The organism is Pseudomonas sp. L-22-4S-12 (assembly GCF_009799935.1).
Taxonomy (GTDB): Bacteria; Pseudomonadota; Gammaproteobacteria; order Pseudomonadales; family Pseudomonadaceae; genus Aquipseudomonas.
Map to the genome: position 1 here is coordinate 43,991 of NZ_WELL01000012.1, position 13,552 is coordinate 57,542.

11 protein-coding genes are annotated in these 13,552 nt (G+C 65.9%); 3 read left to right on the forward strand and 8 right to left on the reverse strand.

Annotated elements, in window-relative coordinates; translation table 11 throughout:
* Positions 1-301 precede the first annotated feature (301 nt).
* The 3 genes from F3I16_RS20080 to F3I16_RS20090 form a co-directional block, all read right to left on the reverse strand.
* Positions 302-1,822: an aldehyde dehydrogenase family protein gene (locus F3I16_RS20080; RefSeq protein WP_160495299.1), complete on the reverse strand. Its 1,521-nt coding sequence runs from the start codon at positions 1,820-1,822 to the stop codon at positions 302-304.
* 492 nt (positions 1,823-2,314) lie between these two features.
* Positions 2,315-3,865, reverse strand: a complete 1,551-nt coding sequence (locus tag F3I16_RS20085; RefSeq protein WP_160495300.1) for a methyl-accepting chemotaxis protein — start codon at positions 3,863-3,865, stop codon at positions 2,315-2,317.
* A gap of 467 nt (positions 3,866-4,332) precedes the next feature.
* On the reverse strand, positions 4,333-6,111 hold the full coding sequence (locus tag F3I16_RS20090) for a PQQ-dependent methanol/ethanol family dehydrogenase (protein ID WP_160495301.1): 1,779 nt from the start codon (positions 6,109-6,111) through the stop codon (positions 4,333-4,335).
* A gap of 590 nt (positions 6,112-6,701) precedes the next feature.
* Between F3I16_RS20090 and F3I16_RS20095 the strand changes: the two genes are divergently transcribed.
* The 3 genes from F3I16_RS20095 to F3I16_RS20105 all read left to right on the forward strand — a co-directional run bounded on the left by F3I16_RS20095 (position 6,702) and on the right by F3I16_RS20105 (position 9,646).
* Positions 6,702-7,940: an ABC transporter substrate-binding protein gene (locus F3I16_RS20095; RefSeq protein WP_160495302.1), complete on the forward strand. Its 1,239-nt coding sequence runs from the start codon at positions 6,702-6,704 to the stop codon at positions 7,938-7,940.
* Between the two features lie 372 nt (positions 7,941-8,312).
* Complete coding sequence (locus tag F3I16_RS20100) at positions 8,313-9,200, forward strand: DUF6602 domain-containing protein (RefSeq protein WP_160495303.1); 888 nt, start codon at positions 8,313-8,315, stop codon at positions 9,198-9,200.
* Positions 9,201-9,295: 95 nt separating this feature from the next.
* Positions 9,296-9,646, forward strand: coding sequence for a YceK/YidQ family lipoprotein (locus F3I16_RS20105; protein WP_160495304.1), 351 nt, complete (start codon positions 9,296-9,298; stop codon positions 9,644-9,646).
* A 149-nt stretch (positions 9,647-9,795) separates the two neighbouring features.
* On the opposite strand, the gene F3I16_RS20110 is transcribed toward F3I16_RS20105, so the two are convergent.
* The 5 genes from F3I16_RS20110 to pedF all read right to left on the reverse strand — a co-directional run bounded on the left by F3I16_RS20110 (position 9,796) and on the right by pedF (position 13,452).
* Positions 9,796-10,731 (reverse strand): quinoprotein relay system zinc metallohydrolase 1, encoded by a 936-nt coding sequence (locus F3I16_RS20110; RefSeq protein ID WP_160495305.1) that lies wholly within the window; start codon positions 10,729-10,731, stop codon positions 9,796-9,798.
* Between the two features lie 52 nt (positions 10,732-10,783).
* A complete protein-coding gene (locus tag F3I16_RS20115; RefSeq protein WP_160495306.1) occupies positions 10,784-11,104 on the reverse strand; it encodes an EthD family reductase in 321 nt (106 codons plus the stop codon).
* Between the two features lie 45 nt (positions 11,105-11,149).
* Positions 11,150-11,914 (reverse strand): quinoprotein dehydrogenase-associated SoxYZ-like carrier, encoded by a 765-nt coding sequence (locus tag F3I16_RS20120; RefSeq protein ID WP_160495307.1) that lies wholly within the window; start codon positions 11,912-11,914, stop codon positions 11,150-11,152.
* 213 nt (positions 11,915-12,127) lie between these two features.
* A complete protein-coding gene (locus tag F3I16_RS20125; RefSeq protein ID WP_160495308.1) occupies positions 12,128-13,009 on the reverse strand; it encodes an ABC transporter substrate-binding protein in 882 nt (293 codons plus the stop codon).
* A gap of 5 nt (positions 13,010-13,014) precedes the next feature.
* Positions 13,015-13,452, reverse strand: a complete 438-nt coding sequence (gene pedF / locus F3I16_RS20130) for a cytochrome c-550 PedF (protein ID WP_160495309.1) — start codon at positions 13,450-13,452, stop codon at positions 13,015-13,017.
* Positions 13,453-13,552 lie beyond the last annotated feature (100 nt).

Consider the following 13,552-nt stretch of genomic DNA (forward strand, 5'->3'; position numbering starts at 1 on the left):
TCCCACAAAGGCAGGTGCTTGGCGCAGGCATAAAAAAACGCGGCCTGGGCCGCGCATCGATAGGGATCTGCCACACCTGGGAGTAGGTAAGCAGCATGGGCAGAACGCACTCGCAAGCGCATCGATAAAAACGGCGGGGGCGTACGCAGCGCCACCCGCCAAGACACACCAGCCGCCGGCGGCGGAGCGTCCGCCGGCAGGTAGAAAGCGTAGGGTGCGCCGCGCGCACCACAAGGCCCGTGCGGGGCACATGGTGCACACGGCGCACCCTACGAAGCCCCGGCAGCCCGGGGCTGATTGCTTAGAAGAAGCCCAGCGGGTTGATGTCGTAGCTGACCAGCAGGTTCTTGGTCTGCTGGTAGTGGTCGAGCATCATCTTGTGGGTTTCGCGGCCGACGCCGGACTTCTTGTAGCCACCGAACGCGGCGTGCGCCGGGTACAGGTGGTAGCAGTTGGTCCACACGCGACCGGCCTTGATGCCGCGGCCCATGCGGTAGGCGCGGTTGATGTCGCGGGTCCACAGGCCGGCACCCAGGCCGAACTCGGTGTCGTTGGCAATCGCCAGGGCCTCGGCTTCGTCCTTGAAGGTGGTGACGCTGACCACCGGGCCGAAGATCTCTTCCTGGAACACGCGCATCTTGTTGTGGCCCTTGAGCAGGGTCGGCTGGATGTAGTAACCGGTGGCCAGGTTGCCTTCCAGGCGCTCGGCGCCGCCGCCGGTGAGGATCTGCGCGCCTTCCTGCTGGGCGATGTCCATGTAGCTCAGGATCTTGTCGAACTGCTGCTGCGAGGCCTGGGCGCCGACCATGGTCTCGGTGTCCAGCGGGTTGCCGCGCTTGATCTGCTTGATCTTCTTCATCACCTCGACCATGAAGGCGTCGTAGATCGACTCCTGCACCAGGGCGCGCGACGGACAGGTGCACACCTCGCCCTGGTTGAAGAAGGCCAGCACCAGGCCTTCGGCGGCCTTCTCGATGAAGGACGGCTCGGCGCGCATGATGTCTTCGAAGAAGATGTTCGGGCTCTTGCCGCCCAGCTCCACGGTGCTCGGGATGATGTTCTCGGCGGCGCACTTGAGGATGTGCGAGCCGACCGGGGTCGAGCCGGTGAAGGCGATCTTGGCGATGCGCTTGCTGGTGGCCAGGGCCTCACCGGCTTCGCGGCCGAAGCCTTGCACCACATTGAGCACGCCCGGCGGCAGCAGGTCGCCGATGACCTCCAGCAGCACGGTGATCGACAGCGGGGTCTGCTCGGCCGGCTTGAGCACGATGCAGTTGCCGGCGGCCAGGGCCGGGGCCAGCTTCCAGGCGCCCATCAGCAGCGGGAAGTTCCACGGGATGATCTGCCCGACCACGCCCAGCGGCTCGTGGAAGTGGTAGGCGGCGGTGTGTTCGTTGATCTCGGCGGTGCTGCCTTCCTGGGCGCGGATGCAGCCGGCGTAGTAGCGGAAGTGGTCGGCGGACAGCGGTACGTCGGCGTTCAGGGTTTCGCGTACGGCCTTGCCGTTGTCCCAGGTTTCGGCGACGGCCAGCAGCTCCAGGTTGGCCTCGATGCGGTCGGCGATCTTCAGCAGGATCAGGGCACGGTCCTGCACCGAGGTCTTGCCCCAGGCGTCGGCGGCGGCATGGGCGGCGTCCAGGGCGCGCTCGATGTCTTCGGCACCGGAACGGGGGAACTCGGCGATCACTTCACCGGTGACCGGCGAGGTGTTGGTGAAATACTCGCCCTTGACCGGCGCCACGAACTCGCCGCCGATGTAATTACCGTAACGCGGCTTGAAGGTAACGATGGAGCCAGCGGAGCCAGGGTTTGCGTAGATCATGATCGAGGCCTCTGTTTTTGTAAGCGCCTGCACCGGGACGTGGTGCAGGACATGGATTGATCATAGACACCCTGCGCAAAGCGTCGGTATGCGCCCATGGCATAGATGGGCTAGTTCCTTGGTAGTAGATGCCGCGCGAGGCTCTGGCATGGGCGCAAGGGGGCCATGCAGCAGAAAAATGGCGTAGGAGCGGCTTTAGCCGCGAAGACAGACGGCGCCGAGCGGCCCCAAGGCGTCGCGGCCAAGGCCCCTCCTACAGCGGCATGTGCCAGCCCGAGCCATGCAGCGGCAGGCAACCTCTTGCGGGAGGGCCTCGACGACACCGCGCCCTCCAAAAGCATCGCGGCTGAAGCCGCTCCCACAAAAGACGGGAGCCCCGCCTGAACGATGAAGCGCCCCGAAACCTCGCCGTAGGAGCGGCTTCAGCCGCGAAACCAGGCAACGCCGAAGCGCCCCAGGAGCATCACGACCAAGCCCCTCCACCAGCAACGGTCAGCGCCGCGCCGCCTCCGGCCGGTAGCCCAGGCGCAGGCCGCCCCAATGCCGGCCGCGGATCTGGATCGGCACCGACAGGTCATGCATCAGCTCGCCAGTGTCGCGGGTGTAGGTCTGCAGCAGCAACGGTTGCTGGTGGCTGCCGCAGCGGCGGCCGGTGCGGTCGTTGAACAGGCGCTTGCTGCGGCAATGCAGGCGGTCGTGCTGCGGGTCGCCGGTGGGCGCCTGGCTGAACGCCTGGTTGTGGGTCGGCACATAGCCTTCCGGGGTGCAGGCGATGGCGAACACCAGGCCCTCGTGCTGGCTCAGCAGCGGCTCCTGGATGCCCGGCAGCACGCTGTCGGCATAGCGGTCGAAGGCCGTGGTGAAGCGCTGCGGGTCGCTGCCCGGCTGCGGCTTGTAGTGGCGGTCGAACAGCGCGCCTTCGCTGATCTGGCCGTTGGCCAGGTCCGCCTCGAAGCGTTCGGCGATGCGCTGGGCGCCCTCGCGCGCCAGGTTGTAGACGCGCTGGTGGTAATCATCCAGGCCGACCTCGGCCAGCCGCTCGCTGATCGCCTCGGCCTGGCCCTCCAGGGCGCTGGCCGCCACGCTCAGGCGCTCGGTCTGCTCGTCGCTGGCGGCCAGGTCCTCGCGCAGTTGCTCGACGGCGTGGAACAGCTCGTCCAGCGCCAGGCGGTTGTCCCGCGCGCCGCTGGCGATGGTCTGCATCTGCCCCTCCACGCCCAGCGCCAGGCTGGCGATGCCGTCCAGCTGCTCGCCGGCCTGCACCACCAGCTGCACGCCGCCATCGAGGTCGGCGGACAGCTGGCGGATCTGCTCGACCGCGGCCGAGGTGTCCTGCTGGATGTCGCGCACCATCAGGCCGACTTCCTCGGTGGCGCTGGCGGTACGCGCGGCCAGGCCGCGCACCTCGTCGGCGACCACGGCAAAGCCACGGCCGTGCTCGCCGGCGCGCGCCGCCTCGATGGCGGCGTTGAGCGCCAGCAGGTTGGTCTGGCTGGCGATGGACTGGATCACCTGGGTGACCCGCTGGATTTCCTCGCTGCGCTGGTTGAGCCGCTCGATCAGCTCGCGGCTGCTGCTGGCGCGCTGGCTCAACTGGTGCATGCAGGTGATCGCCTGCTGCAGGCCGGAACGCCCGCTGTCGCTGTTCTGCCGTACCGTGCTGGAGGCCTCCAGGCCCTGCTGGCTGAGTTCGGCGGTGGCGTTCTCGGTGACGATCATCTGCTCGGCGCTGCTGACGATGCGCGCGGCGGCATCGAGCATCGACTCCAGCTTCTGCGCCAGGCGCTGCACGGCAAAGCTGACCCCGGCGGCGGACAGCGCATTGTGGCTGGTGGCCTGGGACAGGTCGCGGGTCAGCCCGGGCAGGTCGGCCTGTTCGGCGACCGGCTCGGCCACCGGCGCACGGCGCAACAGCGGCAGCCAGAACAGCAGGCAGAGCAGCCCGAGCGCCAGCCACAGCGGCCAGCTGAACCACGCCCCCAGCAGCACCGCAGCGCTCTGCAACAAGGGGATCAACCAGGGGCGAAACGAGCGTGCGTGCATACCTGACCTCGTACTGACTGCAGACTGGAAGGGGGCGCCGCACAGGCTTTGCGACACGCCCCGTCACTAGATGGCGAGACCTGCATTGGTGCACGGCAGCCGGCCGGGCACCATAGAACCTTGGTGGTAGAAGCCCGCCGTGCGGATTGGCCATTGGGAGGAGATGCACGCCATGCGCTCCCCTGTGGGAGCGGCTTCAGCCGCGACAGGTCGGCAGCACCGAGCTGCCTGCAAAAAGCGTCGCGGCCAAGGCCCCTCTTACAAAGCCACCCGCCCCACCCCGCCCCTGTGGGAGCGGATTTATCCGCGATAGCCAGGCCACTCCGAGCCGCCCTCATCGCGAATAAATTCGCTCCCACAGAAAAGTGCCCGGTCCAAAAGCAAAAACCCGGGGCCGACACTGTCGGCTCCGGGTTGTGCTTTACCGCATCACCCTCCCCCTGGCGGGTTCGGGTCAACGGCTGCGCTTACTTCTTGGCCACCAGGTCCTTGGGCAGCTTGAAGGTCCAGATCATGCCGCCCTGGTCGAGGTTCTTGATCCGCTTGGCCACTTCGCCGCCCCACAGCGGCACTGCGCCGCCCCAGCCGGACAGCACGGTGACGTACTGCTCGCCGTCCATTTCCCAGGTCACGGGCGAGGCGATCACGCCGGAGCCGGTGTTGAACTCATAGAGTTTCTTGCCGGTCTTGGCGTCGAAGGCCATCAGGTAGCCTTCCGGGTTGCCGGTGAACACCAGGTTGCCCTTGGTCGCCAGCACCCCGCCCCACAGCGGCGCGTAGTTCTTGTAGCGCCAGACTTCCTTGCCGGTCTTCGGGTCGATGGCGCGCAGCACGCCGATGTAATCCTCGTTCAGCGGCTTGATGGTGAAGCCGGCGCCCAGGTAGGCCGCGCCCTTCTTGTAGGACACGCCCTCGTTCCACATGTCCATGCCCCACTCGTTGGACGGCACGTAGAACAGCCCGGTGTCCTGGCTGTAGGCCATCGGCATCCAGTTCTTGCCGCCGAGGAAGGACGGCGCGACGAATACCGAGCTGCCCTTCTTCGCGTCACCCGGCGCGCCCGGACGGTGGGCCTCGTCGTAGATCGGCCGGCCGGTCTTGTCCAGGCCCTTGGCCCAGGTGATCTTGTCGACGAAGGGGAAGCCGCGGATGAAGTCGCCGTTGGTGCGGTCCAGCACGTAGAAGAAGCCGTTACGGTCGGCGGTGGCCGCTGCCTTCACGGTCTTGCCGCCGGCCTGGTAGTCGAACGACACCAGTTCGTTGACGCCGTCGTAGTCCCAGCCGTCGTGCGGGGTGGTCTGGAAGTGCCACTTGATCGAGCCGTCTTCCGGGTTCAGCGCCAGGCGCGAGGAGGAGAACAGGTTGTCGCCCGGGCGCAGGTGCGAGTTCCACGGCGACGGGTTGCCGGTGCCGAAGAACAGCGAGTCGGTGGTCGGGTCGTAGAAGCCGCCCAGCCACGGCGCCGCGCCGCCGGTCTTCCACAGGTCGCCCGGCCAGGTCTTGCCCGGCGCGCCGCCGGAGATGCCGTTCTCCACCGGCTTGCCGTCCTTGTAGACGAAGCCCATGTGGCCTTCCACGGTCGGCCGGGTCCACAGCAGCTCGCCGTTGGTGGGGTTGTAGGCTTCGATCTTGCCGACCACGCCGAACTCGCCACCGGCCACGCCGGTGATCAGCTTGCCCTTGGCGATCAGCGGCGCCGCGGAGATGGAGTAACCGGCCTTGTAGTCGGCCACGGTCTTCTTCCACACCACCTTGCCGGTGTCCTTGTTCAGGGCCACCAGCTTGGCGTCGAGGGTGCCGAAGATCACCAGGTCGCCGTACAGGGCCACACCGCGGTTGATCACGTCGCAGCACGGCATGATGCCGTCCGGCAGGCGGGCGTCGTACTGCCAGAGCTTCTTGCCGGTGCGCGCATCGGCGGCGAATACTCGCGAGTAGGAGGCGGTGACGTACATCACGCCGTCCTTGATCAGCGGCTGGGCCTGCTGGCCGCGCTGCTTCTCGCCACCGAAGGACAACGCCCAGACCGGCCGCAGTTCCTTGACGTTGTTGCTGTTCAAGGTATCCAGAGTGCTGTAGCGCTGGCCCTGCTGGTTGATGCCGTTGACCACCACCTGGTCGTTACGCTTGCCACTGGCGCTGATGTCTTCATCAGTCACGCCGGCCTGCGCCGTCAGGCTGGCCAGGGTGACCGCGGCAAACAGCGCCGTGCGGACGAAGGGTTGGGTGAGACCGTTGTGCTTCATTGCGGCTACCTCTGCGGGCTTGTTGTTGTGTCCGGGAAAATTTCCCGGTCTGCGGCGAATTCTTGGTTTGCCGCGCCCGCCCAACAATTGACCGCAGTGCCGAATTCCCTAGTTCCTTGGTAGCAATACCCGCCCCGCACACCTGTTGTGGGAGCGGATTTATCCGCGATAGCCAAGCCACTCCGAGCCGCCCCCGTCGCGAATAAATTTGCTCCCACATACACAGCCACAACCATCCCCAAACCGACCCGCCCAGCACCATCCCCGTGGGAGCGGATTCATCCGCGATAGCCAGGCCACTCCGAGCCGCCCCCATCGCGAATAAATTCGCTCCCACACACAGCCACAGCCACCCCCGCACCTACCCGCCCCACCCAGCCTCTGTGGGAGCGGATTCATCCGCGATAGCCAGACCACGCCGAGCCGCCCCCATCGCGAATAATTTCGCTCCCACACACAATCACAACCCCCACGCCATCCCCGGCAGGAGGGGCCCCAACCTAAGTCGCACGCACATGGGCACAAGGGCGCATGGCCGCGCCGCCGCCGGCGCCGTACAACAGCCGCTCCTGCCCACAAGGAGTGCCGCCATGCACCGCCTGCTCACCGGCCTGCTGCTCGCCGGCCTGTTCACCCTGCCCGCCTACGCTGCCGACAGCGTGAAGATCGGCCTCAACTACCCGCGCACCGGCAACTACAAGGACGAAGGCCTGGAACTGCGCCGCGGCGCCCTGCTCGCCGTCGACGCCATCAACCGCGAAGGCGGCGTGCTCGGCCGCCCGCTGGAGCTGCTCAGCGAAAACACCGCCTCGCGCGCCGAACAGGCCCGCGCCAACGTCGACCGCTTCGCCAGCCAGGGCGCGCGCATGGTCTTCGGCGGCGCCACCAGCGAAGAAGCCATCGCCGCCGGCCAGCGTGCCCGCGAGCGCGGCCTGCTGTATTTCGCCACCTTGAGCTACGCCAACGAAGTCACCGGCCAGGCCGGCCACCGCTACCTGTTCCGCGAATCCAACAGCGCCCTGATGAGCGCCCGCGTGCTCGGCGAATACCTGTCCTGGCACATGCCGCGCCGCAGTTACCACTACGTGATCCTCGACGACGCCTGGGGCCGCAGCATGGAAAGCGCCCTGCGTCAGGCCACCGGCAGCACCGACCGCGCCCGCCACGGCCGCACCGCCCTGCCCACCGGCCTGGTGCGCCGCGACCAGTACCGCGACGCCCTGCTCAAGGCCGCCAAGAGCGAGGCCGACGTGCTGGTGCTGGTCCTGCTCGGCGAGAACCTGCAGCGCAGCATGCGCCTGGTGCACAACATGGGCCTGAAGCAGCGCATGCAGGTGATAGTGCCCAACCTGACCAAGAGCGTGGTGCAGCAGGCCGGCCCGCTGGTGATGGAAGATGTGATCGGCACCGAAGCATGGACCTGGGACCTGCCCAAGCAGGACAACAACCCGCAAGGCCAGGCCTTCGTCGAACGCTACATCGCCGAATACCAGGAGTACCCCGGCAGCACCACCGCCTCCGCCTACTCCATCGTCCGCCAGTGGGCCGACGCCGTGCGGCGCAGCAACAGCCTGGACAGCGAAACCCTGATCAAGGCCCTCGAAGACCACAGCTACAGCCTGCTCAAGGATCCGCAGCAATGGCGCGCCTTCGACCACCAGAACGTGCAGAGCATCCTCGCCGTGCGCGTGCGCAGCCGCAGCGATGTGATGGCCGACCCGTTCAAGCAGGACTACTTCGAGATCATCCACCGCATGGCCGGCGACCAGGCCGCCCCCAGCCTGGACGACTGGCAACAGGAACGCGGCGAAAGCCTCACCCTGCAATAACCCCCGCCTCCCCGGCGCGGCCACCGTATCTCGGTGCGCCGCACGCACCACCCCACACCGAACCGCCCCGGTGCGCACGGCGCACCCTACGCAGAGCCAGAGCGCCTGGGTCTGGACAGGCTGCTGGCAACTGGCTAGCGTGCGGCTCAACGCACTGTTCTTTTGTGCAAAGGGACTTGCCGTTATTACTGTTGCCTGACGCTCTGTGTGCTGTCACGTTTGTTGCGACAATGCTCGGGCAAGGCAAGGGCCTGGCAAACGACAAGGAAGGTTATTCGACATAAATGCCGCTGAAAATCACGTCATCTATGTCGCCTATTTATAGCTAGGCATCAGAAGGCCTCGATTCGGTGTTCCTAAAACAGGAGACGTATGAACGACTTGTATGAACTACTTCGCGAGGAAGCGTTGCAACTCTCCAGTGAGTTCCGCAAAGCATCTATTCAGGGGAAAGGAACATCACAAGAAATTGCTGAGTTTCGAGAGAACGCCGTTCAAACATTCCTCGCTCGCTACTTTCCCTTCCCTCATCGCATCGCAAAAGGCAAGGTTCGCGATTCATTCGGTAACATCGCAGCCTCAATCGACTGCGTAATCTGTGCTCCGAACCATCCGTACACGGTTAGTGCCCGGGACAAGTTTAGCCTCCTCTTGGCAGAAGGAGTCGACTCCGTAGTTGAAGTAAAGCCAAATATCGCTGACAAAGCAGAACTCCATCGCGCGCTTGAGCAGGGTCTTACCGTAAAGAAGCTTCGGCGTACAACCACCTCACTTCCTAACGAATACCACCCCCTTTCCGAGTGGGCGAAGCGGGTGCCTTTCGGCGTCTTCTCGATGCAGTGCAAAGCTTCGCCAATCGAAACGGGGTTTGAGATTCTCGAGTTCTACTCAGAACGCAATATCGACCCTATCGATCAAGCCGACTTTGTGGTCGTTAACGACGTTTGTGTATTTTCAAACTTTATAGATCAATCGCTAAATTCTTGGAATACAGCTGGGTTTCCTAACCAAACCGGATGGTTCTACGAAGGTTGGGGCAAAGACAGCTTGGTTGGCTTTCTGCTGAGGCTGCATGGAGTAGCGCACGCTGGCATGAAGCTGCAAGAAGACGTCTTGCCGAGGTATTTAACTCCTCAAGCCGAGGCCAGATTCAAAGTGGTTGATCTTGCCTTCAAATACAGGCTCTACAAACAGTTACTGAGTCAACCAAACTTCGACTCCAGCGGTATACAGAACATTCTGCGAGGTTTGACGAACTGATGCCTAACCCTTCCATCGAGAGGACTCGCCCCAGCAAGCCGGGTCGACCCTCTCATGTCAAACGTTATCCCAACTTATATTGAAAGTACCTCAATATGCCCTCCCCACTGCGCACACTCTTTCTCGCCACCCTCGCCTTCACTCTGACCGGCTGCGGCACCTTTCTCGGCCGGGCCGGTGAGGCCAGCCAGGGTGACTATTACAAGGGGGTGGAAGCGGACATGGTCTTGCTCGGCGCCACCAGCGGCAGCGGCGAGGCCGAGGGCGCCACGGTGATGTGCTACCTGATGGTGGTTTGCCCGCTGGTTACCCTGGTGTCGGTGCCGGTGGATGCGGCGCTGGATACGCTGTTGCTGCCGGTGGATGTGCTGGCGGCGGGGGATGAAGAGGCGGGAAGCGCGGCGGCAAAAGCCGCGGATGCGCCGGCGGATGGGAGCGTTGAGTGAGGGAGTAGCGTGGTGCGGAGCATGGAAGCTTCGCGGCTGAAGCCGCTCCTACGGGGTGAGGCTACGGAGGCTTGCCTGCTGGGTTTGGGCGGGCGCTGACCTCGTCGTAGGAGCGGCTTCAGCCGCGCCCCCCCGCCCGAGCCGCCCCGCTACTCCTGCTGGTCCACCCTGCCCAAGCCCTGCTGCTCATAGCGCGGATACAGGTGGCTGACGCTGCGGATCAGCTCGTAGCGGCTCAGGCTGACCGCGGCGAAGCGCTCGGGGATCGGCGTGCGCAGCAACTCGTTCATGTCCGCGCCCTGGGCCGCGCCGTCGCGCATCACCTGATCGAGCCAGCCGAGGTAGTCGCGCATCTGCACGAAGGGTTGCTTGTCCGTCGCCACCGGGCCGTGGCCGGGGACTATGACCCTCCAGGGCAGCGCCTGCAGCGTGGCGATATCCGCCAGCCATACGTCCAGGCCGGGGCTGTTGGGGGTGGTCAGGGCGCGCTGGTAGAACACCAGGTCGCCGGCGAACAGCACGCCGGTGCTCTCGTCGAGGATGGCCAGGTCGGCGCCGGTGTGGCCGCTCAGGGCCAGCAGGCGCAGGCGGTGGCCGCCGACTTCGAGGGTGCCGGCCTCGACGGTCTGGTTGGGCAGTACCACTTCGGTGCCGCGCATCCAGTCGCCGACCAGGCGGTACATGTTCTCGGCCATGGCGTTGCCCTGCTGCTCCAGCAACTGGCGGGTGCCGGCCAGGGCGGCGATGGGCACGTCGGCGAAGGCCTGGTTGCCCAGCACGTGGTCCGGGTGGTGGTGGGTCAGCAGTAGCAGCTTGACCGGCTTGCCGCTGGTGGCGGCGATGGCCTGGCGCAGGGCCTCGCCGTAGCGTTTGGACGGGCCGCTGTCGATCACCACCACGCCGTCGTCGGTCTCGATGAAGGCGATGTTGACGATGTTGGCGCCGTTGTCCTGGGCGAAGTTGGCGGTGCTGCCCTGCAGCAGCCAGGTGCCGGCGGCGATCTGCCTGGGCTGCAGCTGGTAGGCGAGTTCGGCGTGGGCGCTGGCGCTGCCCAGCAGCGCGAGTAACAGGATAAAGAGGCGCATGGTCGTCATCTCTCGGGCGGAACGCGGCGGGTCGGGACGTACGCTGCGTCGTTCAACAGGCGCTTTCGCGCACTTCGCTGATCTGCACCAGGGGCTGGGCATCGGTGAAGTTGGCCAGGTCGGCCATGATCCGTTCGGCATGCGGCGCGAAGCTGCGCTGGAAGGCCTCCAGGCTGGCGAAGAACAGGTGGCCGACGGCGACATAGGGAGCCGGGCGGCCCGGCTCGCCGCCGGCCAGGCCCTGGTCCACGGCGATGCCCTGGCAGGCCTCGCCCAGGCATTCGCGCACCAGCAGCATGTGCGGGCCGCAGTAGTAGCCGAAGTCGAACTGCACGCCGCTGTGGTTGGGGTAGAGCACGCTGACCTTGATCATGTCTGGCTTCCTTGGCTGTCGGGTGGGCGGTGCGCGCGGCGCACCCTAGGGGTTGGCCGTGGGCTGCAAATCGGCCTGGAATTCGTTGCCGTTGTTGTCGTGCAGCCACAGCTGGGTGCTGGGGTGGCCGCGCACTTCGAGGGTCAGGGTCGGGTTCTCGCTGACCGCCGGGAACAGGTCGAAGCGCGCCAGCACCTCGCCGTTGCTGGCGCGCAGTTCGGCGCGGTCGAGGTAGAACTCGGGCACGCCGCCAACCAGGCCGTTGTCCATGGGGTGCGAAACCTGCAGGCGCAGGCGCTGGTTGGCGCCACGGGCGAAGCTGCCGCCGAGCACCTGGCCGAGGCGGTCTTCCCAGCCGGGCTGGGCGCGCACCACGCTGGGTGCGGTGCAGCCGCCGCCGGCGGCATCGATCCAGGCCGAGCCGACATGCCACACGCCGTCTTCGCCGAGCAGCGCGGCGCGGATCGGCGTGGCCTGTTCGACGCGGATGCGGATGGCCAGCAGCGGCACGATCTCGGCGCTGGGGTAGAGGGTGAACACCTGCGGGATGGGGTTGAGTTCGGCCCACAGCAGCATGCGGCTGAAGCGTCCGGGCAAGGCGCGGGCGTCGACTTCCACCGGCACCTGGCGCGAGTCCTCGGCGAACGGCGGCACGCTGACCCGGACCCGCTCATCGAAGACGAACGGCGCGCCGCCGAGCAGGCGGCTGTGGTGGAAGTCCCACATCACCGAGGGCAGCGGATCACCCTCGACGGCCACCGCCAGCAGCGGCAGGCCGGCCAGGCCGAGGAGCAGGGAGCGTCTGTGCATCGTGCCTCCGTTCAATCCATTGGGTGTGGCGTGTTGCAGGAGAGGCCCGGGCCGTGAACGGCGGGCTGCTCCTGGGTAGTTCTCATCGCGGATGAATCCGCTCCCACAAAAACAAGCGCATCGCTTTACCTGTGGGAGCGGATTCATCCGCGATGGCCAGGCAACCCGATGCGGCTCAGGTCGCGGCCAAGGCCCCTGCTACAGCAAAGCCGTTCACTCGACGTCCTGGTACAGCCCCGGCAGTTCGTAGCGCAGGCCGTAGCGGGCGTAGAGCTTTTCCATCGCGCCGCCGCGGATCATTTCGTCGAGCTGCTGGTCCACCGCGTGGGCCAGCTGGCGGTTGCTTTCGTGCACGGCCATGCCGATATCCCAGGCCGGTTGGCCGAGGTTGGGGTAGGTGTTGTCGGCGTTGTGCAGTTGCGGGTCGACGGTTTCATGCTGCAGCCAGTCGAGTTCGCCGCGCAGGGCCATCACCGCGTCGACCTTGGCGCCGCGCATGGCCTCGAAGGCCTCGCGGGTGTTGGCGTAGTGTTCGGTCATGCCGCTGAGGCGGCCGCCGAGCACCGAGGTCAGGTAGAAGGACGGCACGCTGTCCACCTCGACGCCGACCTTGTGGTACTGGAACAGACCGATGGTGTCGAGTTGCGGCAGCCGGCGGCTGTCGTGCACCACCTGCCAGCGCTCGCGCTGGTAGGGGCCGAACATCACCACCTGCTCGTTGGCCAGCTCGCCGACGTCGTTGCGCCGATTGGAGAACTCGCGGTCATAGGGCACCCGCAGCATCAGGTCGGCCATCACGCCGGGGCGCATGTAGTGGCCCTTCCAGATGACGTTGCGCAGGTCGTCGTCGAGCTTCTCGCCCGGCGTGACCCACAGCAGCTCGAGCTGCAGGCCCTGCCCCTTGGCCAGGTTCTGCGCCAGGTCGACGTCCACGCCTTGGGCCTTGCCGCCCTGCAGGAAGCTGTAGGGCGGGAAGTTCTCGTACACGGCGACCTTGAGCACGCCCGAATCGAGCATGTCGTCAAAGCTGCGCACCTGAGCCTGGGCCTGCGTGCAGAGCAGGGCCAGGCCACACAGCAAAGCGAGCAGGCGCATGGCGGTTACTCTTCGACTTTGAGGCTTTCCAGGTAGCTACGGATGGCCCACAGGCCTTCCTGGCTGATGAACTCGGCCATCTTCGGCATGTACACCGCGCCGTCGCGCACGGCACCGTTGATCACCCGCTCCTTGAACCACTCGTCACCCTCGATGCCGGCTTCCAGGTAGCGCAGGTCCGGGGCGATGCCACCGGAGATGGCTTCCAGGCCGTGGCAGCGGGCGCAGTTCTGGGTGTAGGCCGAGCTGCCGATTTCCACCGCCAGCTTGTGGTTGGCGTAGGGCTCGCGGTAGGGATTCTCGTCAACCCATTCCTTGCCCAGGGGCTCCAGGCCTTCGGTATTGACCGCCTGCGGGGTGACATCGCCGTGGGCCAGGGCGAAGGCGGAGACGCTCAGGCCAGCCCAGGCGATCAGGACGCGGAATGCGTTGTTGTTGTTCATGACTTCCAACCTCTTCGAGTTGCTGTGCAAGGCAGGCGCCCGGATCGAGTGCCGTGGCCAAATGGTAGGAATGCACAAGCCGGCGAAGAATGCTGCTTAG